The organism is Micromonospora sp. NBC_01796 (genome assembly GCF_035917455.1).
GTDB lineage: Bacteria > Actinomycetota > Actinomycetes > Mycobacteriales > Micromonosporaceae > Micromonospora_G.
Genome location: NZ_CP109078.1, coordinates 1034998 through 1052183 on the forward strand (window position 1 = coordinate 1034998; position 17186 = coordinate 1052183).

At 71.9% G+C, this 17186-nt stretch carries 17 protein-coding genes; 2 read left to right on the forward strand and 15 right to left on the reverse strand.

All coding sequences use genetic code 11. The annotated features are described in order from the left end of the window. Positions 1–3 precede the first annotated feature (3 nt). From recA to OIE47_RS04725, 4 genes are all read right to left on the reverse strand, one after another. Positions 4–1050 carry a recombinase RecA gene (gene recA, locus OIE47_RS04710; protein ID WP_326560252.1) on the reverse strand — a complete coding sequence of 349 codons (1047 nt, stop codon included), beginning with the start codon at positions 1048–1050 and terminating at the stop codon, positions 4–6. Positions 1051–1233: 183 nt separating this feature from the next. Next, positions 1234–1434 carry a DUF3046 domain-containing protein gene (locus OIE47_RS04715; RefSeq protein WP_326560253.1) on the reverse strand — a complete coding sequence of 67 codons (201 nt, stop codon included), beginning with the start codon at positions 1432–1434 and terminating at the stop codon, positions 1234–1236. A gap of 269 nt (positions 1435–1703) precedes the next feature. Next, positions 1704–2393, reverse strand: a complete 690-nt coding sequence (locus OIE47_RS04720) for a UdgX family uracil-DNA binding protein (protein WP_326560254.1) — start codon at positions 2391–2393, stop codon at positions 1704–1706. 92 nt (positions 2394–2485) lie between these two features. Continuing rightward, a complete protein-coding gene (locus OIE47_RS04725; RefSeq protein WP_326560255.1) occupies positions 2486–3829 on the reverse strand; it encodes an aminotransferase class I/II-fold pyridoxal phosphate-dependent enzyme in 1344 nt (447 codons plus the stop codon). Between the two features lie 39 nt (positions 3830–3868). Between OIE47_RS04725 and OIE47_RS04730 the strand changes: the two genes are divergently transcribed. Further along, positions 3869–5113 carry a bifunctional pyridoxamine 5'-phosphate oxidase family protein/GNAT family N-acetyltransferase gene (locus OIE47_RS04730; protein WP_326560256.1) on the forward strand — a complete coding sequence of 415 codons (1245 nt, stop codon included), beginning with the start codon at positions 3869–3871 and terminating at the stop codon, positions 5111–5113. Next, a complete protein-coding gene (gene leuE, locus OIE47_RS04735; RefSeq protein WP_326560257.1) occupies positions 5113–5784 on the forward strand; it encodes a leucine efflux protein LeuE in 672 nt (223 codons plus the stop codon). Before OIE47_RS04730 ends, leuE begins: the two co-directional genes overlap by 1 nt. Before the next feature lie 197 nt (positions 5785–5981). Here the strand turns inward: leuE and OIE47_RS04740 are convergent, their stop codons facing one another. The 11 genes from OIE47_RS04740 to OIE47_RS04790 form a co-directional block, all read right to left on the reverse strand. Beyond that, positions 5982–6872, reverse strand: coding sequence for a sporulation protein (locus OIE47_RS04740; RefSeq protein ID WP_442792133.1), 891 nt, complete (start codon positions 6870–6872; stop codon positions 5982–5984). Between the two features lie 140 nt (positions 6873–7012). Further along, positions 7013–8077, reverse strand: coding sequence for a hemolysin family protein (locus OIE47_RS04745; RefSeq protein WP_326560259.1), 1065 nt, complete (start codon positions 8075–8077; stop codon positions 7013–7015). Then, the gene (locus OIE47_RS04750) at positions 8074–9450 is read right to left on the reverse strand and encodes a hemolysin family protein (protein ID WP_326560260.1); all 1377 of its coding nucleotides are present in this window, start codon (positions 9448–9450) and stop codon (positions 8074–8076) included. Before OIE47_RS04750 ends, OIE47_RS04745 begins: the two co-directional genes overlap by 4 nt. A gap of 258 nt (positions 9451–9708) precedes the next feature. Next, the gene (gene mnhG, locus OIE47_RS04755) at positions 9709–10059 is read right to left on the reverse strand and encodes a monovalent cation/H(+) antiporter subunit G (RefSeq protein WP_326560261.1); all 351 of its coding nucleotides are present in this window, start codon (positions 10057–10059) and stop codon (positions 9709–9711) included. Beyond that, positions 10056–10316 (reverse strand): monovalent cation/H+ antiporter complex subunit F, encoded by a 261-nt coding sequence (locus tag OIE47_RS04760; RefSeq protein WP_326560262.1) that lies wholly within the window; start codon positions 10314–10316, stop codon positions 10056–10058. The genes mnhG and OIE47_RS04760 overlap by 4 nt, the downstream gene beginning before the upstream one ends. Next, positions 10313–11005: a Na+/H+ antiporter subunit E gene (locus OIE47_RS04765; RefSeq protein ID WP_326560263.1), complete on the reverse strand. Its 693-nt coding sequence runs from the start codon at positions 11003–11005 to the stop codon at positions 10313–10315. The genes OIE47_RS04760 and OIE47_RS04765 overlap by 4 nt, the downstream gene beginning before the upstream one ends. Then, positions 11002–12507 (reverse strand): Na+/H+ antiporter subunit D, encoded by a 1506-nt coding sequence (locus OIE47_RS04770; RefSeq protein ID WP_326560264.1) that lies wholly within the window; start codon positions 12505–12507, stop codon positions 11002–11004. Before OIE47_RS04770 ends, OIE47_RS04765 begins: the two co-directional genes overlap by 4 nt. Next, a complete protein-coding gene (locus OIE47_RS04775; protein WP_326560265.1) occupies positions 12504–13043 on the reverse strand; it encodes a Na(+)/H(+) antiporter subunit C in 540 nt (179 codons plus the stop codon). The genes OIE47_RS04770 and OIE47_RS04775 overlap by 4 nt, the downstream gene beginning before the upstream one ends. Beyond that, on the reverse strand, positions 13040–15889 hold the full coding sequence (locus OIE47_RS04780; RefSeq protein WP_326560266.1) for a Na+/H+ antiporter subunit A: 2850 nt from the start codon (positions 15887–15889) through the stop codon (positions 13040–13042). The genes OIE47_RS04775 and OIE47_RS04780 overlap by 4 nt, the downstream gene beginning before the upstream one ends. A gap of 350 nt (positions 15890–16239) precedes the next feature. After that, positions 16240–16635 (reverse strand): hypothetical protein, encoded by a 396-nt coding sequence (locus OIE47_RS04785; RefSeq protein WP_326560267.1) that lies wholly within the window; start codon positions 16633–16635, stop codon positions 16240–16242. Positions 16636–16703: 68 nt separating this feature from the next. Further along, on the reverse strand, positions 16704–17042 hold the full coding sequence (locus OIE47_RS04790; RefSeq protein ID WP_326560268.1) for a hypothetical protein: 339 nt from the start codon (positions 17040–17042) through the stop codon (positions 16704–16706). Positions 17043–17186: the final 144 nt, after the last annotated feature.

A 17186-nucleotide genomic window follows, 5' to 3' on the forward strand; every position in this document is an offset into this window, starting at 1 on the left:
CGGTCAGAAGTCCACCGGCGGCAGCTCCGGGCCGCCCGCGGCGTCACTCGGGCTGACCCCGACGCCGAGCTTCTCCAGGATCTTCTTCTCGATCTCGGCCGCCACGTCCGGGTTGTCCTTGAGGAACTCCCGGGCCTTCTCCTTGCCCTGGCCGAGCTGGTCACCGTCGTAGGTGTACCAGGCGCCGGACTTACGGATGATCGACTGCTCCACACCGACGTCGATCAGGGATCCCTCGCGGGAGATGCCCTTGCCGTACATGATGTCGAACTCGGCCTGCTTGAACGGGGCGGCGACCTTGTTCTTCACCACCTTGACCCTGGTCCGGTTACCGACCACGTCGGTGCCGTCCTTGAGGCTCTCGATCCGGCGTACGTCGAGCCGGACCGACGCGTAGAACTTCAGCGCCCGACCACCGGTGGTGGTCTCCGGGCTGCCGAACATGACACCGATCTTCTCGCGGAGCTGGTTGATGAAGATCGCGGTGGTGTTGGTGTTGCTGAGCACACCGGTGATCTTCCGGAGCGCCTGGCTCATCAGCCGGGCCTGGAGGCCCACGTGGCTGTCGCCCATCTCGCCCTCGATCTCGGCCCGGGGCACCAGTGCGGCCACCGAGTCGATCACGATGATGTCCAGCGCGCCGGAGCGGATCAGCATGTCCGCGATCTCCAGCGCCTGCTCGCCGGTGTCCGGCTGGGAGACCAGCATCGCGTCGGTGTCGACCCCGAGCGCCTTGGCGTATTCCGGGTCGAGCGCGTGCTCGGCGTCGATGAAGGCGGCGATGCCACCGGCCCGCTGCGCGCTCGCCACCGCGTGCAGCGCCACGGTGGTCTTACCGCTGCTCTCCGGGCCGTAGATCTCGACCACCCGGCCACGGGGCAGACCGCCCACACCAAGTGCCACGTCGAGTGCGATCGAACCAGTCGGGATAACGGCCATCTGGACCTGCGGTCGTTCACCGAGCCGCATCACCGAGCCCTTACCGAACTGCTTGTCGATCTGAGCGAGAGCAAGGTCTAGTGCCTTCTCCCGGTCAGGTCCTGGCGCCATGGTTGCCACCCCTGCCTTCGCCGGCGTCTTTGCTGAACTTTTCGTCACGCGCACACGCTAGGCGCTAGGTCCGACAGAAAACAGCCGACCGGCCGTGAGCTGTGGACGAGCACCCCGCTGTGGACAATAGCCGAACAGGTGTACGACAGCATGCACGACACGCCACAAGGCAATAACGGCAGCTCAGCGTAGTCGGGCCGGTACTCGATCGGGGTACGCGGCGACCACCGCACGCCAGACGACGACGGTCGCCTCACCCTCGGCGAGCGCCTGCTTGACCGTCCGGCCACCCAACTGGGACAGCACCTGATCGGCGGCGATGCTGGTCGCGTACGCCGAGCCGAACACCTGCTCCAGCCGCGTCCAGAAATCCGTCAGCCGCACCGGTCCAACCCCCTCGCGTACACCCGTCCCCGACCCGCCGCCGGATCGGCCGCGCCACCACCCGCCGACGCCGACCGCCAACGCTAGCGCCACCGGCACCGTCACCGCGAACGGGCGCGACACCGACGGCCCCGGAACCCGCTTCCGTCCGACACCCGGCCTCCGACACCCGGCCTCCGACACCCGGCCACCGATGCCCGGCCTCCGATGCCCGGCCTCCGACACCCGGCCACCGACACCCGGCCACCGTGGTCGGGCCGGCGCCACGGTCAGGCCAGTGCCCCGGCGGCCACGGTCAGGTCGGCGACCAGGCCGGCGTACGCGTCCTCCCGGTTGTCGGAGCGCAGCACCGCCGAGGGGTGGATGGTGGCCAGCAGCCGGGTCGGCTCGACCTGCCCGTTCGCGGTGGTCGACGGCCGGGTGAAGTCCTCCGGGTGCTGGGCGGACTCCGGCCAGGGCAGCAGCACCCCCCGATCGCGGGTGACCCGGAACGCCGGCCCGAGCAGCGACTTCGCCGCGATCGCGCCGAGCACCACGACAACCTCCGGGTGCAGCACGGCGAACTCGGCGACCAGCCAGGGCCGGCAGGCGACGATGTGCACCTGGTCCGGGGTCTGGTGCAGCCGCCGCTTGCCGCGCATGGTGTGCCGGAAGTGCTTCACCGCGTTGGTCAGGTAGAGCTGTCCCGGGTCCAGGCCGGCGTCGTCCACCGCCCGGCGCAGCACCCGGCCGGCAGGGCCGACGAACGGGAGGCCTTCCCGGTCCTCCACGTCGCCGGGCTGTTCACCGACCATCACCACCCGGGCGGATGCGGCACCCCGGCCGAAGACCGTCTGGTTCGCGTCGGCGTACAGGTCGCAGCCCTCGCAGGAGGCCGCGGCCGTACGCAGCGCGGTCAGGCTCTTCGCGCGGGGCGGGATGAACTCCTGTGCGCCGGGGGCGGTCCGGGTCTGCGCCATGGACCTGTCCTACCCCGGCCCACCGCGCTCACACACCACGCCCCCGAGGGCACCCGCGCGGCACCGGCCGGGGAGATCGGGTGGGCGGGTGCTCAGGCGCCGAACGGGGTCGGCGGGCCGGTGCCGGTGGCGCGGAGCAGCGCGTCGGCCAGGGGTTCGATGTCGGCGTCGGCGAGCGGGCTGATCGTGATCCGGATGGCCGGTCCGGTGGCGAGCCGGTAGAGCGAGCCGGGCGCGACCGCGTAACCGGCGTCGCGCAGGCCGGTCACGGCCCGGATCTCGTCCGGGACCGGCAGCCAGACGTTGATCCCGCTGCGGCCGTGTGCGGTCAGCCCCCGCCGGGCCAGCGCCGCCCGCAGGGCCTCCCGCCGCCGCTGGTAGCTATCCCTGGCCGCGGCCACCTGGGCGGCCACCTCCGGATCCCGCCAGAGTCCGATGGCGAGCCGTTGCAGCAGGGTGGAGACCCAACCGGCGCCGACCCGCATCCGGCCTGCGACCCGGGCCACGGTCGCCTCGTCCCCGGCGAGGACCGCCAGGCGCAGGTCGGGACCGTAGGGCTTGCTGGCCGACCGGACGAAAGCCCAGCTCCGGGTCACCCCGGCGAGGCTGTGCAGCGGCATCGGGGCGAGTTCGGCGGCGTGGTCGTCCTCGATCAGCAGCAGGTCGGGCCGGGCACCGAGCAGTTCGCGCAGCTCCGCCGCCCGGTCGGCGGTGACCGCGGCCCCGGTCGGGTTCTGCGCCCGGCTGGTGACCACCAGCGCCCGTACGCCGGACGCCAGCGCGGCCCGTACGCCGGCCGGGGTGGGGCCGTTGTCGTCGACCGGTACGCCGACCGGCTGGAAGCCCAGCGCGGCGACCAGGTCGAGCAGGTTGGCCCAGCCGGGGTCCTCGACCCCGACCGGGTCGCCGGGGCGCAGGTGGGCGGTGAGGAGTCGTTCGATGCCGTCGAGCGCGCCACTGGTCACGGTGATCGAGTCGGTCGGCACCCCGTCGGCGGCCAGTCGCCGCCCGGCGAGGTCGACCAGTTCGGGCAGCACACCGGCATCCCCGTAACCGATGGGGGCGCCTCCGGCGTGGGCGAGGGCAGCCAGGTGCGGCCCGAACGCGGGCAGCAGCCGGTGGTCGGGCTCGCCGCTGGCCAGGTCGAGCGTCCCGGAGGCCACCGGGGGCAGCCGCAGCGCCGACCGGGACGCGGCGACCGGCGGTCGGGGGCGGATCCGGGTGCCGTTGCGTCCGGCGGTCTCCACCAGCCCGCGCTGGCGCAACGCCTGGTACGCCTTGGCCACCGTGGCCGGGCTGACCGCGAGCTGCCCGGCCAGGTTCCGGACCGGCGGCAGGGCCGCACCGGCGGGCAGGGCACCGATGCGTACGCCGGTTTCCACGCTGGCCGAAATCTCGGCTGCCGTACCACCCTCGATCTGATAATGTGCTGCCACAGTTTCGAGACTGTACTAGAACAATCGGGGAGGCGCCAGGTGTACCAGCAGACGGAACGGACCACCGCGAACCGAGGCCGCAACCGGATGGGCTACCAGCGCGACGCCGCGCACGCGATCCTGGACGAGGCGTACCACTGCTCCCTCGCCTTCACCGTGGACGGCGAACCCCGGGTCCTGCCCACCCTGCACGTACGCGTCGGCGACACGGTCTACCTGCACGGCTCCACCGGGGGACGGCCGCTGCTCGCCGCCCGTGGTCCGGACGGGCTGCCGGTCTGCCTCAGCGTCACCCTGCTCGACGGCCTGGTCTACGGCCGGTCCCAGTTCCACCACAGCGCCAACTACCGCTCGGTGATCGCGCACGGCACCGCCCACCTGGTCACCGACCAGGCCGAGAAGGCGTCCGCGATGACCGCCCTGGTGGAGAAGGTGGGCCGGGGACGGGCCGCCGACAGCCGCCCGCCGACCCGCAAGGAACTCGCCGAGACGGCGGTGCTGGCCCTGCCCCTGCGGGAGGTGTCGGTACGGGCCCGGACCGGCCCGGTGGTCGACGAGCCCGAGGACTACGACCTGCCGCACTGGGCCGGGGTGCTGCCGCTGCGGCAGGTCGCCGGCCCGGCCGAGCCGGACACCGGGGTCACCGCCCCGGTCCCCGACTACCTGCGCCCGCCCCGCTCGCCCTGGCTCACCGCGGCACCGATGACCGGCGCGCACGTACGGCTGGAACCGCTCGACCTCGCCCACACCGACGACCTGTACGCGGCCACCGACGACGCCGAGGTCTGGCGCCACCTGTCCCACCCCCGCCCGGCGAACCGGGACGACCTGGCGGCGGTCATCGCCGAGGCCCTGCGCGCCCAGCACCTCGGCACGCGGGTGCCCTGGGTGCAGCGCGACGCCCGGACCGGCCGGATCGTCGGCAGCACCTCCTACTACGAGGTCGACGAGGCCCGGCGGTCGGTGGCGATCGGGCACACCTTCCTGGGCCGGGCGAGCTGGCGTACCGGGATCAACACCGAGGCCAAGCTGCTCCTGCTCGGCCGGGCCTTCGACGAACTGGGCGCGGAGCGGGTGGTCTGGCACACCGACATCCGCAACGAGCGCTCCCAGCGGGCGATCGAACGGCTCGGCGCCCAGCGCGAGGGGGTGCTGCGGCGGCACCGGCAGCGGCCGGACGGCTCGTGGCGGGACACCGTGCTCTACGCCATGATCGCCGACGAGTGGCCGAAGGCACAGCTCTCGCTCCGGGAATCGCTTCGCCCGACGGCACCCCTGGGGTGATGATGACGCCCGTGCTGGGGATCACCGACATCTGGACCTACGTGCTGGGCACCGTCGCCATCGTGCTGCTGCCCGGACCGAACTCGCTCTTCGTGCTCTCCACCGCCGCCAAACGCGGCATCCGGGTCGGCTACCAGGCGGCGTCCGGGGTGTTCCTCGGCGACACCGTACTGATGGTGCTCTCCGCCGCCGGGGTGGCGTCGCTGCTCAAGGCGTACCCGCCGATCTTCATGGTGATCAAGTACGGCGGTGCGGCGTACCTCGGTTATGTGGGGTTGACCATGCTGCGCGGAGCGTGGCGGCGCTGGCGTGCCCGCAACGACCCCGGAGCGCCGCGCCTGATCGACGGGGCGGAGCCGGCCCCGGTGCGCAACCCGTTCCGGCGGGCCGCCGTGATCAGCCTGCTGAACCCGAAGGCGATCCTGTTCTTCATCTCCTTCTTCATCCAGTTCGTCGACCCGAACTACGCCTACCCGGCGCTGTCGTTCCTGCTCCTCGGGGTGATCGCGCAGGCCGCCAGCGTGCTCTACCTGACCCTGCTGATCCTCACCGGCACCTACCTGGCCGCCCAGTTCCGCCAACGCCGCCGCCTGGCCGCGGCAACCACCACCGGCATCGGCGTCCTCTTCCTGGGCTTCAGCCTCAAACTAGCCACCGCCACCGCCGGCTAACCCCTCCCCGCCCCTCCCCACCCCGCCCGGCCCCCGTCCCGCCCGTCCCGGCGATCTTGCACTTGTGGTCGCTGACATAAGCCCTAAGTCGGTCATACGAGGCGCCACAACTGCAAGATCGCCGGGGCGGGCGGGACGGGCGGGGGCGGGGTGGGCGGGGCGGGGGTGGGCGGGGCGGGGCGAGGGGCGGGGCGGGGTTAGATTCCGCCTTCGCCGCCGGCGGTGCCGGTGAGGCCCTCGCCTTCGGGGGGTAGGTCGGGGGGGCGGTTGGTGTGGACGGACTCGGGCATGGTCGGGCCGTCGGTGGCGCCGGAGCGGACGGCGGCGTGCCGGGCCACCGCGTGCCGGACCCAACTGTCCACCACCTCGACCCAGTTGAACCGGTCGACGTCGGCGTGCGGTACGCGGAACCGGGTCAGGCTGTAGTGGCTGGCTCCGGCGAGAGCCAGACGCCGGTCCAGCGCGAAGACCACCTCCAACGCCTGCGGACCGGCCAGGAAGGTCAGCTCGACCTCGGCGAACGGGCCGGCGTAGAGCGGCGCCGCCCAGTAACCGATCTTCTGGTGGAACGGCAGGCTCTGCCTCACCCCCGGCAGCTCCCCCTGTTGCAGGCCCACCTGGCGCAGGGTGAAGCCCAGACTCTCGAAGGTCGACAGGATCCGCTCCTGCGCCGGCAGCGGATGGACAAAAACGCCGGTCAGGCCGCCCCGGTCCAGTTCCGGGCCGAGCGCCACCTCGGTCCGCAACGCCATCGGCAGGTTCAACCGGGGTACGCCGTTGACCACGGTCACCGGAAGTTCCCAGGGCATCGGTACGGCGAACGCGACGTCCCGCCGCTCCCCCGGTCCCAGCACGACCGCCCCGGCGACCCGTACCCGGCCGAACTCGTACTCGAGGTAACCGTCGCCGCCGTCCGCCGGCTCGACCCTGGTCACCAGTCCCACCGTCACGTGCCCGATCGGCACCGGTTGGTCACCGCCGACCATCCGGACCCGTCCCGGCAGGTCGAGCCCCGGCCGGGTGCTCGGATTGGTCAGCGTCGTACGGACGGCGAAGCCCGTACCGGGTGACGCGCCACCGAAGAGCACCGTCGGCCGTCCCTCCACGCCGGGGCCTGCCCTGCCGATCCTGCCCCAACGCGACCGGGCGGGGCGGCCGATTCGACCACCCCGCCCGGTTGACACCGACTGACGAACCAGCACGGTCGACGACCGCGCGGCAGAACGGATCAGCGCAGTCGACGACCGCGCGGGACCTGGTCGGTCTCGTCGTCGAACTCCCCGATGACCTCCTCCAGGAGGTCCTCCAGGGCCACGAACCCGACCGGGCGGCCGACCCCGACCCGGTCGGTGACCAGGGCGAGCTGGGCCTGACGAGCCCGCATCGCGGCCACCGCCTCGGTGACGGTGGCGGTGGCGGCCAGGCTGAAGACCGGGGTCATCAGCTGCTCCGCCGTCGCCGCCCGGCCCGCCGTGGTGGCGCGTACGGCCTCGCGTACGTGCACCATGCCGGCGACCACGTCGGGGCCGTCCAGCACGGCCAGTCGGGACCGGCCACTGTCCCGGCTCACCGCCTCGATCCGGTCGGCGGTGTCCTCCCGCCGGACCGAGACGATCCGGTCCACCGGCTCCATCACGTCGGCCACCGTGGTGCCCTGCAACTCCAGCATGCTGGTCAGCAACTGCTGCTGGTCCGCGGCGAGCAACCCGTGCTCGGCCGACTGCTCCAGCAGCATCCGCAGTTCCTCCGGGCCGTGTGCCTGGGCCAACTGGTCCTGCGGTCGTACCTTGGCCAGGCGCAGGATCACGTTCGCCAGGCCGTTGAGCGCGGTCAGCAGCGGCCGGGCCACCCGGGCGAAGCCCCGGAACGGCAGGGCCAGCAGGACCGCGGACCGCTCCGCGTCGGTGATCGCCCAGGACTTGGGCGCCATCTCGCCGACCACCAGGTGCAGGAACGTCACCAGCAGCAGGGCGAACAGCAGGGCGATCACGTGACTGGGCGCGTCGGGCAGCCCCACCGCGTGCAGGACCGGGCTGGCCAGGTGCTCGATCGCCGGCTCGGCGAGGGCACCGAGGCCCAGGGTGCAGACGGTGATGCCGAGTTGCGCGCCGGCCAGCATCAGGCCGAGTTCGCGTACCCCGTCCAGGGCCGCCTTCGCCGCCCGTCCACCGTTCGCGGCGACCTGTTCCAACCGGTACCTCTTGCTCGCCACCAGGGCGAACTCGGCCGCCACGAAAAAGCCGTTCAGGGCGAGCAGGAGCAGCGAGATGAGCAGCGCCCAGGTCGTACTCATGCGGTCACCTCGGGGTGTTCGGAGCCGGCGCCGTACGCGTTCTGGCCGACCAGCGCGAGCCGGACCGAGTCGGCGACGTGCCGATCGACCGCGAGCACCTCGACCAGGGCCTTCGGGTGTGGCCGGGGAAGTTCGGACTCGGCCGACAGGTTGATCTCCAACCGGTCGCCGACCTCCGGCACCCGGCCCAGCTCGCGCATGACGAGCCCGGAGAGGGTGTCGTACTCGGGTGCCTCGGGCAGCGCGATGCCGGTGCTGTCCGCGACCTCGTCGATCCGCCAGCGGGCGGGCACCACCCAGGAACCGTCCGGCTGCCGGATCGGGGTCGGCTCGGGCGGGTCGTCCTCGTCCCGGATCGGGCCGACGAGTTCCTCCGCGATGTCCTCCAGGGTGATCACCCCGGCGAAACCGCCGTACTCGTCGACCACGCAGGCGAGCTGGCGGTGCCCGGCCCGGAGCCGGTCCAGCACCGTCGGCAGCGGCAACGTGGTGGGCACCAGCAACGGGGGTACGGCCACGTCCGCGACCCGGGTGGTGGACCGCCGCTCCGGCGGCACCCCGAGTACGTCGGCGATCCCGGCAACCCCGATCACGTCGTCCACGCCCTCGGTCCCGCGTACGGGAAAGCGGGAGTGGCCGGTGTCGAGGAGCTCCACCAGCCGGCTCACCGGATCGTCCGCCTGTACGGTGTGCACCGCCACCCGGGGCACCATCGCCTCGGCGGCGGTGAGCTGGCGGAAGTCGAGTCCCCGGTCGAGCAGGGTCGACATGGCGATGTCGAGCTGCCCCTCCTCCCGCGACTCGGCGATGATCTGTTCCAGGTCCTCCGGGGTGGCGCCGCTGGGCAGTTCCTCGATCGGTTCGATGCCGACCCGGCGCAGCAGCCGGGTGGCGGCGGCGTCGAAGAGGCGGATCACCGGGGCGGCGACGGTCAGGTAGATCAGGGTCGACCGGCTGAGCTTCAGGGCCAGCATCTCGGCGCGGGCGATGGCAAGGTTCTTCGGGGCCAGTTCGCCGAGCACCATCTGCACGACGGTCGCGATGACCAGCGACAGGGCGATGGACAGCGGCATGGTGATCCCCTCGGGGAACCCGGCCACGCCGAACAGGTCGGCGAGCCCGTCACCGAGGAAGGGTTCGGCGACGTACCCGACGAGCAGGGCGGTCAGGGTGATGCCGAGCTGGGCGCCGGAGAGCATGAAGGAGAGCCGTCCGGTGACCTTGAGGGCGCGCTGGGCGGCCGGGTCGCCGTCGTCGGCGAGCTGTTTGAGTTTGCCGCGGTCGACGGCGACGTAGCCGAACTCCTGGGCCACGAAGTAACCCGTCGCGGCCGTGAGCACGATGATCAGAAGAAGGCCGATCGCGATCAACACGGAGGGCTCAGGGCTCCCCGGTTCGTCGGTCGGTGGGAGGGGCGCCGGGTCGTACCCGGCTGGCTACTACTGCCCTCCTGGGCAGCGGAGTCGATCATGCCGACAGTTTATCCGGACGGCCCGGCCAATCACCCGAACCCTCGCGAGTCCGCCCCGGGGTAGGGCGAGGCCCTGGTTGTCCCTCTCTGCACGCTGATGAGCCGTTCCTGGTGCGTCTGGCCGGATTCGGCTCCGGGCGAGCTGCCGGCCGTCTCCTCCTCACCGGTCGGGGTTGGTGGGGGTGGCGTCGGCGAGTTCGTCGGTGACCAGCAGATCGGCCCGGTGCCGCCCGGCCCGGTACGCGGCCCGCCCCACCATCTGGGCGGCCACCGGGGCGGTCGCCAACTGGAACACCCCGACCAGGACCAGGGTGGCGATGTCGGCGCCCGTACGCAGCCGCAGTCCCACCCCGATCAGGATCAGCAGCAGGCCGAGGATCTGCGGCTTGGTCGCCGCGTGCATCCGGGACAGCACGTCGGGAAAGCGCACCACCCCGATCCCGGCGGCGAGACTGAGCAGCGCACCGGCGATCAGGAAAGCCGCCGAGAGCAGGTCCGCGACGTCGGTCACGAGTCCTCCCGGGCGGCGAACCGGACCACGCCCACCGAGGCCACGAACCCCAGGATGGCGAGGACCACCAGGATCGGCAGGGTGGTCGCGTGCCGGTTGATCGCCGCCTCGGTGCCGACCGCGCCGACGATGACGGCCAGCAGCAGGTCGGTGGCGACGACCCGGTCCAGCAGGGACGGGCCGCGGACGATGCGGTAGAGGGCCAGCAACGCCGCGACGGAGAGCAGTGCGGTGACGATCACGATCACGACGCTCATTCGGTCGCTCCTTCATCGGTACGGGTGGACGGTGGCGGGTCGGATTCGTCGGTGTTCTGCAACGGGGTCGGATTCGTCGCCGGTGGTGGGCCGGACGGGGGCTGGTCGGAGGCCGACGGGCCGGGTCCGGTCAGCAGGCGCAGTTCGGCGGCGGATCCCGTGGCCCGGACGATCCGCTCCTCGACCGCGAGCACGTCCCGCCGGGCGCGTTCGACGTCGGCGGGGCCGCGTACGTCCAACACGTGCACGTAGAGCGTGCCGGTGTCGCGTACCGCCTCGACGATGAGCGTGCCGGGGACCAGCGACAGCGCCTCGGCGGTCAGGGTCAGGTTCAGGTCCGAGCGCACCCGCAGCGGTACGGCGATGATCGCGCTGTGCCGTACGCCGTCCGGACGGACCGCGATCCAGGCGACCTGGACGCTGGCGGTGAGCAGTTCGGCGATGAACCGGGCGGCGAACCGGAGCAGCCCGAGTGGCCGGATCCGGCCGTCGAAGGTCACCCGTGGCAGCGGGAAGAAGACCAGGACCAGCAGCGAGACCAGCGCGCCCCCGAGGACGTTGCCCCAGGTGAACTCGCCCCAGAGCAGGTTCCAGACCAGCACCAGCCAGACCACGGTGACCAACTGGTCGCGCCACCGTCCCCGGGTGGTCACGGGTCGGCTGGTGGTGGCCTGCGACGGCCCGGTCACGGTGTGCCCACCGGGAAGACCGCTTCCACGTACGGCGTGCGTTGTCGCAGGTCCTCGGCCGCGTCACCGCTGAGCTGGTAGAGCGGACCGGCGACCACGGTGAGCCCGATCCCGAGGGCGACCAGGGCGAGGGTGGCGCCGACCATGATCGGCGGGAGTCCGGCCGGGGCGTGCGGATCGGCGAGCCTCGGTGCCCGCCAGAACGCCAGGTTCCAGACCTTCATGGTGGCGTAGAGGGTGAGCAGGCTGGTGAGGGTGCCGCCGATGACCAGCAGCCACGGCAGCGCACCGCCCTCCGCCACCCCGGCCTGGAGCAGGCCGAGCTTGCCGAGGAACCCGGAGAACGGCGGGATGCCGGCCAGGTTGAGCGCGGGTACGAGGAACAGGATGCCGAGCAGGGGTGCCACCCGGGCCAGCCCGCCGAGCCGGTCCAGGTTGGTGCTCCCGCCCCGGCGTTCGACCAGTCCGGTGGCGAGGAAGAGGGTGGTCTGCACGGTGATGTGGTGCACCACGTAGAAGATCGCCCCGGACAGCCCGGCCAGTGAGGTCAGCGCCACCCCGAAGATCATGTATCCGATGTGGCTGAGCAGGGTGAAGGAGAGCAGCCGCTTGATGTCGGACTGGGCGACCGCGCCGAGGATGCCGATCACCATGGTCAGCAGCGCGACCACCAGCAGCAGGTCGTCGACCTGGCCACCGGGGAAGAGCAGGGTCTCGGTACGGATGATGGCGTACACGCCGACCTTGGTGAGCAGGCCGGCGAAGACCGCGGTGACCGGGGCGGGAGCGGTCGGGTAGCTGTCCGGCAGCCAGGCCGACAGCGGGAAGACCGCCGCCTTGATCCCGAAGGCCAGCAGAAGCATCAGGTGCAGGACCAGCCGGAGTTCCGCCGGGAGGGCGTCGAGCCGGCCGGCGAGCTGGGCCAGGTTGAGCGTGCCGGTGGCCGCGTAGATCAGCCCGATCGCGCTCAGGAAGATCATCGAGGAGAGCAGGCTGACCACCACGTACGTCGTACCGCCTCTGATCCGTACCCCGGTCCCGCTGAGCGTGATGAGTACGTAGCTCGCGGCGAGCAGCATCTCGAAGCCGACGAAGAGGTTGAACAGGTCGCCGGAGAGGAACGCGTTCGTCACACCGGCGGTCAGCACCAGGTAGGTGGGGTGGTAGATGGTCACCGGGGTCGACTCGGAACCGTCCCCCCGGCCCTCCCCGATCGAGTAGAGCAGGACGCAGAGGGTCACCGCGGCGGAGACCACCAGCATCAGCGCCGAGAGTTGGTCGGCGACGAGCACGATGCCGACCGGCGCCGGCCACCCGCCGACGTAGACGACCAGCGGGCCCTCCCGGCTGGCCTGCACCAGGAGCACGACCGCGACACCGAGGGTGGTGCTGAGCGCGGTGATGCTGACCAGCCGTTGCGCGACCGGGTACCGGGCCAGGACCAGCGTCAACGCCGCCGCCAGCAACGGAATCACCACCGGCAGGGGAACCAGGTAGCTCATCGGTCACCACCACCCGTACCACCCAAGCCGGCGGCGCTGTCCGGGCCGGTGCCGTCGTGGCGGGTGAAGGGTCCCGCCGGGCCGGGTACCTGCTCCGGGTCGTCGCCGTCCTCGGTGGGCGCTTCCGCGCGGTCGTCCGTACGCTCGTCGACCGGCTCGTCCCCGCGGGTCACCTCGTCCCGCTGGGCGAGCACCATGATCCGCTGATCCTCCAGGTCGTCCTGTACCTCGTCGTGGCCGAAGAGCTGCCAGCTCCGGTAGCCGACGGCGAGCAGGAACGCGGTGATGCCGAGGGTGATGACGATCGCGGTGAGGACCATCGCCTGGGGCAACGGGTCGCTCATCTCCGCCTCCGGGGTGACCCCGACGATCGGTGCGGCGCCGCTGCGACCGCCGAGCAGGATCATCAGGTTGACCCCGTTGCCGAGCATGATGACGCCGAGCAGGACCCGGGTCAGGCTGCGCTCCAGCAGCAGGGTGACGCCGGCGCCGACGAGGACGGCGACGGTCACCGCCTGGACCAGGTTGGGGATCATGTCAGCTCCCGCTCTCGCAACGGTTCCAGTTCGGTTTCGGGTCCCTCGCCGGCCTCGATCTGCCGGTCCACCTCGGCGCCGAGGCTGCGCAGGATGTCCAGCACCAGGCCGACCACGATCAGGTACACGCCGATGTCGAAGAAGAGGGACGTGACCAGGTGCACCTCACCGATCACCGGCAGGTGCAGGTCGAGTACGCCGCTCTGCAGGACCTCGGCACCGGCCAGCAGGGCCAGCGCACCGGCGCCGACCGAGACGAACAGTCCGGCCCCGAGGACCAGTCCGGCGTCGACCGGGGCGGCCTCGTCGAGTTCGTACCGGCCTCCGGCGAGGTAGCGGACGGCCAGGGCCAGCCCGACGACCAGCCCGCCGCTGAACCCTCCACCGGGGGCGTTGTGCCCGGAGAACACCAGGTAGAGGGAGAACAGCACGATGGTGTGGAAGATCAGCCGGGTGACCACCTCGAAGACGATCGAGCGGCGCCGGTCGCGCAGGGTGGGTCCGGCCCGCAGCCAGACCCGTTCCCGGCGACGCTCCGGCCGGCTCGGACCCCGGCGGGCGAGGTTCGGCCGGCGGGGACCGGGACCGGCCCGGGGACGCTGGAAGATCAGGCTGGCGACCCCGGTGGCGGCCACCACCAGCACCGCGATCTCGCCCATGGTGTCCCAGGCCCGGATGTCGACCAGCGTGACGTTCACGATGTTGCGGCCATGGCCGTACGAGACGGCGAGTTCGGCGAAGTCGACCGAGATCGGCACCGCCTCCCGGCCACCGGCGGCGGCGAGCGCCAACCCGCCCATGACCAGACCGACGGCCGTACCGATGCCGACTCGCAGCCATCGGCTGGCGCGCAGCGGGCGGGCCGAGAAGTTGGCCGGCAACCGGCGCAGGACCAGCACGAACATCACGATCGAGACGGTCTCGACCAGGAACTGGGTCAGGGCCAGGTCGGGTGCGCCGTAGAGGATGAACATCATCGCCGTGCCGTAGCCGGTGACCCCGACCAGGACCATCGCGGTGAGCCGGCGGCGGGCCCGTACGGTGAGCACCGCGGCGGTGGCGAGGACGATCGCGACCACCAGTTGCACCGGGCTGTGCCAGAGCGCGATCCGCTCCGGCCAGGGCCGGCCGATCAGCAGCGCCCCGCCGGGCACCACCACCAGGACCACCAGGATGGTGCCGAGGTACTGCGGCAGCGAACCGCGCTGGGTGGCCCCGGTGACCTCGACCGCCACCCGGTCCAGCCAGTAGGTGACCCGCTCGTAGGCGGTACCGCCGTCGAACGGGGCACGCATCCGTTGGACCAGCCGGGCCATCCGGTGCCGCAGGGCGAACAGCAGCCCGCCGCCGGACAGCGCGACCAGGGTCAGCCCGACCGCCAGGCCGGGTCCGTGCCAGAGCGCGAGGTGGTATTCACCCGGACCGAACTGCCCGGCGTACGGGACCAGCAGGTCGTCGACCGGCCCGGCCAGTACGCCCAGCGCCAGCCCGGCCACCGCCAGCAGCCCGACCGGGGCGAGCATGGCGACCGCCACCGGTTCGGTCGGGGTGGCCGGCACCGAGGCTTTGGTGCCGAACGCCCCCCACAGGAAGCGCAGGCTGTAGGCCACGGTCAGGGTGGCACCGGCGACCAGGGTGGTCAGCAGGACGGGGTCGTGCCGGAACGCCTCGAACACCGCCTCCTTGCCGACGAATCCGAGCAGCGGCGGCACCCCGGCCATCGACGCCACGGCGAGTACGGCGGCGGCGAAGACCACCGGCATCCGCCGCCACAGTCCGGACAGCGCGGGCAGTTCACGGGTGCCGGCGCTGTGGTCGACGATGCCGACGACGAGGAAGAGCGCGGACTTGAACAGCGCGTGGGCGAGCAGCATGGTGATGCCGGCGAGTTCGGCGTCCCGGGTGCCCGCCCCGGTGAGGATGAACAGCAGCCCCAACTGGCTGACCGTGCCGTACGCGAGCAGCAGTTTCAGGTCGGTCTGGCGCAGTGCGGCCCAGCCGCCGAGCAGCATGGTGACCGCACCGGTGACGAAGACCAGCAGCCGCCAGGGCTGGTCGTCGGCGAACAGCGGGGCGAAGAGCGCGACGAGGTAGACCCCGGCCTTGACCATCGCCGCCGCGTGCAGGTACGCGCTGACCGGGGTGGGGGCGGCCATCGCCGCGGGCAGCCAGAAGCTGACCGGGAAGATCGCGGACTTGGTGAGCGCCCCGACCAGGAGCAGCACGACCAGGGTGGCGAGGTATCCGTCGGTGGGCAGCGGTGCGTCCGCCAGTTCGGAGATCCGGTACGTCCCGGCGCGCTGGCCGAGCATGATCAGGCCGATCAGCATGGCCAGCCCGCCGACGGTGGTGATCACGAGCGCCTGGGCGGCGGCCCGCCGGCTGGCCCACTTCTCCGGGTTCTGGCCGATCAGCAGGTAGGAGCAGACCGTGGTCAGCTCCCAGAACACGTAGAGCAGGATCAGGTTGTCGGAGACGACGAGGCCGAACATGGCGCCGGCGAAGCCGACGAAGGTGGCGGCGAAGCGACCGAGACCGGTGTCGTCGGCGGCGAAGTACCGGGCGCAGTAGACCAGGACCAGGGCACCGATCCCGCCGACCAGGAGCACCATCAGCCAGGAGAGCGTGGTCACCCGCAGGGCCAGGTCGAGGTGCAACTGCCGGACCCAGCCGTACGTCTCGGCCACCGTGCCGCCGTCGCGGACCGTACCGGTGATGGCGACGGCCCAGGCGAAGACCGCCGCCGGGGCGAGGGCCAGCAGGTAGCAGGCGCGGCGACCCCACCAACGGACGAGCAGTGGCGCGATCAGCGCCAGCGCGAGGTGGAGGCTCAGCAGCACCAGCATGCGTTCTCCAGGTAGGTGTCATCGCAGGCCCTTGTCCAGGGTCTGCGGCTACGGGGGATCAGGAGGCATAAACGTCGATAATGCCGGCAAATAACGAAAGTCGGGCTAAACCCCGTCAGCAGCCGCGACACCGGGCCGCCGGGCCGGATGGCCGGGCGGCACGACGTACCCGAAGCGGGCGAGGATGGGAAGTCCGGACCGCCACGGCGGGACGGAGATCAGCCGACGACCAGGCCGGCGGACGTCCGGACCACTGCCACTCGGTGACCATGGCGGCGGGGGTCGTTGGGGGTCCGGACCGCGACCGTCGGGCGCGGATCAGCCGGTGGCGCGGTGGTGCCGGCGGTGGGTCAGGCCGGCGGGGCGCGGCTGGACGGCCCGGAAACGGTCCGGGAACGCGGATCCGCCCGGTGTCCGACGATCGTCGCGGAGACCTCGACCGGTACGACCGGCAGCGCGACCGACCGCGTCCGCACGGCGAGCGGCTCCGGCGCGGGTGGGCGCAACTCCGCTCCGGCGAGCGCTCGGGCGGCGCCCCGGCCGGAGCCGGTTTCCGCCTCGCCCCGGCCGTGCACCGGGGTCGTGTGGTGCAGCGCCGCGCCGATGGACGCGTGCGGACTGGCCAGGGCGCCGGCCGGGGTGTCGGCGGAACTCGCCCCGTGTACGGCGGTGAGCGAGAGCAGGGTGAGCAGGACAGCGACGACCAGCCGACCGATCGGTCGGCGGATCAGACGTCCGTCCCACATTGCTTGATGTCACCCCGTCCGGTCGCTTCTCGGCGGGTGCAGTCTACCGGGTGGGTCCCGGGGGCCGATCAGTCCGAAGTGGACCCGACCAGCAGGTCGGGTCGGCCGAGTTGGAGAACGACCCGGTTGACCAGGTGTTGGGCCGCGGCGAGCGACCGGACCGCGACGAGTTTGCCGCGCCCCTCGCGGCGCAGGACGAAGTAGTGCACCGCGGCCCGGACCTGTGCCCGGTCGGCCGCGCTGGCCTGGGCGGTGTCGAGCACCAGGACGCGCAGGCAGGCACCGACCCGTTCGGCGAGTTCGAGGTCGGCGCCCCGCAGGCCGAGGCGGAGTGCGGCCAGGTGCCCGTCGACCTTCCGGATGAGTACGTCGGTGCCGCGATCGGCACGGTGCTGTTCGGCAGTCATCCGGCCCCCTCCGTACCGACCTCGGACTGCCGGAGAAGTTACTTTATGTCGCAGTGCGCCAGCAAGCAGTTAAGTAACACTTAACGGAGGAATAAGCCTTTAAGCGTACAAGCATCGCAAAGCGCCACGGTGATCCGCCGATTG

Excerpts from the sequence above, each read along its gene's own strand:
- recA (WP_326560252.1), bottom strand. The coding sequence starts at position 1,050 with ATGGCGCCAGGACCTGACCGGGAGAAGGCACTAGACCTTGCTCTCGCT.
- OIE47_RS04720 (WP_326560254.1), bottom strand. The coding sequence starts at position 2,393 with ATGGCGCAGACCCGGACCGCCCCCGGCGCACAGGAGTTCATCCCGCCC.
- leuE (WP_326560257.1), top strand. The coding sequence starts at position 5,113 with ATGATGACGCCCGTGCTGGGGATCACCGACATCTGGACCTACGTGCTG.
- OIE47_RS04745 (WP_326560259.1), bottom strand. The coding sequence starts at position 8,077 with ATGAGTACGACCTGGGCGCTGCTCATCTCGCTGCTCCTGCTCGCCCTG.
- OIE47_RS04760 (WP_326560262.1), bottom strand. The coding sequence starts at position 10,316 with ATGAGCGTCGTGATCGTGATCGTCACCGCACTGCTCTCCGTCGCGGCG.
- OIE47_RS04770 (WP_326560264.1), bottom strand. The coding sequence starts at position 12,507 with ATGAGCTACCTGGTTCCCCTGCCGGTGGTGATTCCGTTGCTGGCGGCG.
- OIE47_RS04775 (WP_326560265.1), bottom strand. The coding sequence starts at position 13,043 with ATGATCCCCAACCTGGTCCAGGCGGTGACCGTCGCCGTCCTCGTCGGC.
- OIE47_RS04780 (WP_326560266.1), bottom strand. The coding sequence starts at position 15,889 with ATGCTGGTGCTGCTGAGCCTCCACCTCGCGCTGGCGCTGATCGCGCCA.
- OIE47_RS04785 (WP_326560267.1), bottom strand. The coding sequence starts at position 16,635 with ATGTGGGACGGACGTCTGATCCGCCGACCGATCGGTCGGCTGGTCGTC.
- OIE47_RS04790 (WP_326560268.1), bottom strand. The coding sequence starts at position 17,042 with ATGACTGCCGAACAGCACCGTGCCGATCGCGGCACCGACGTACTCATC.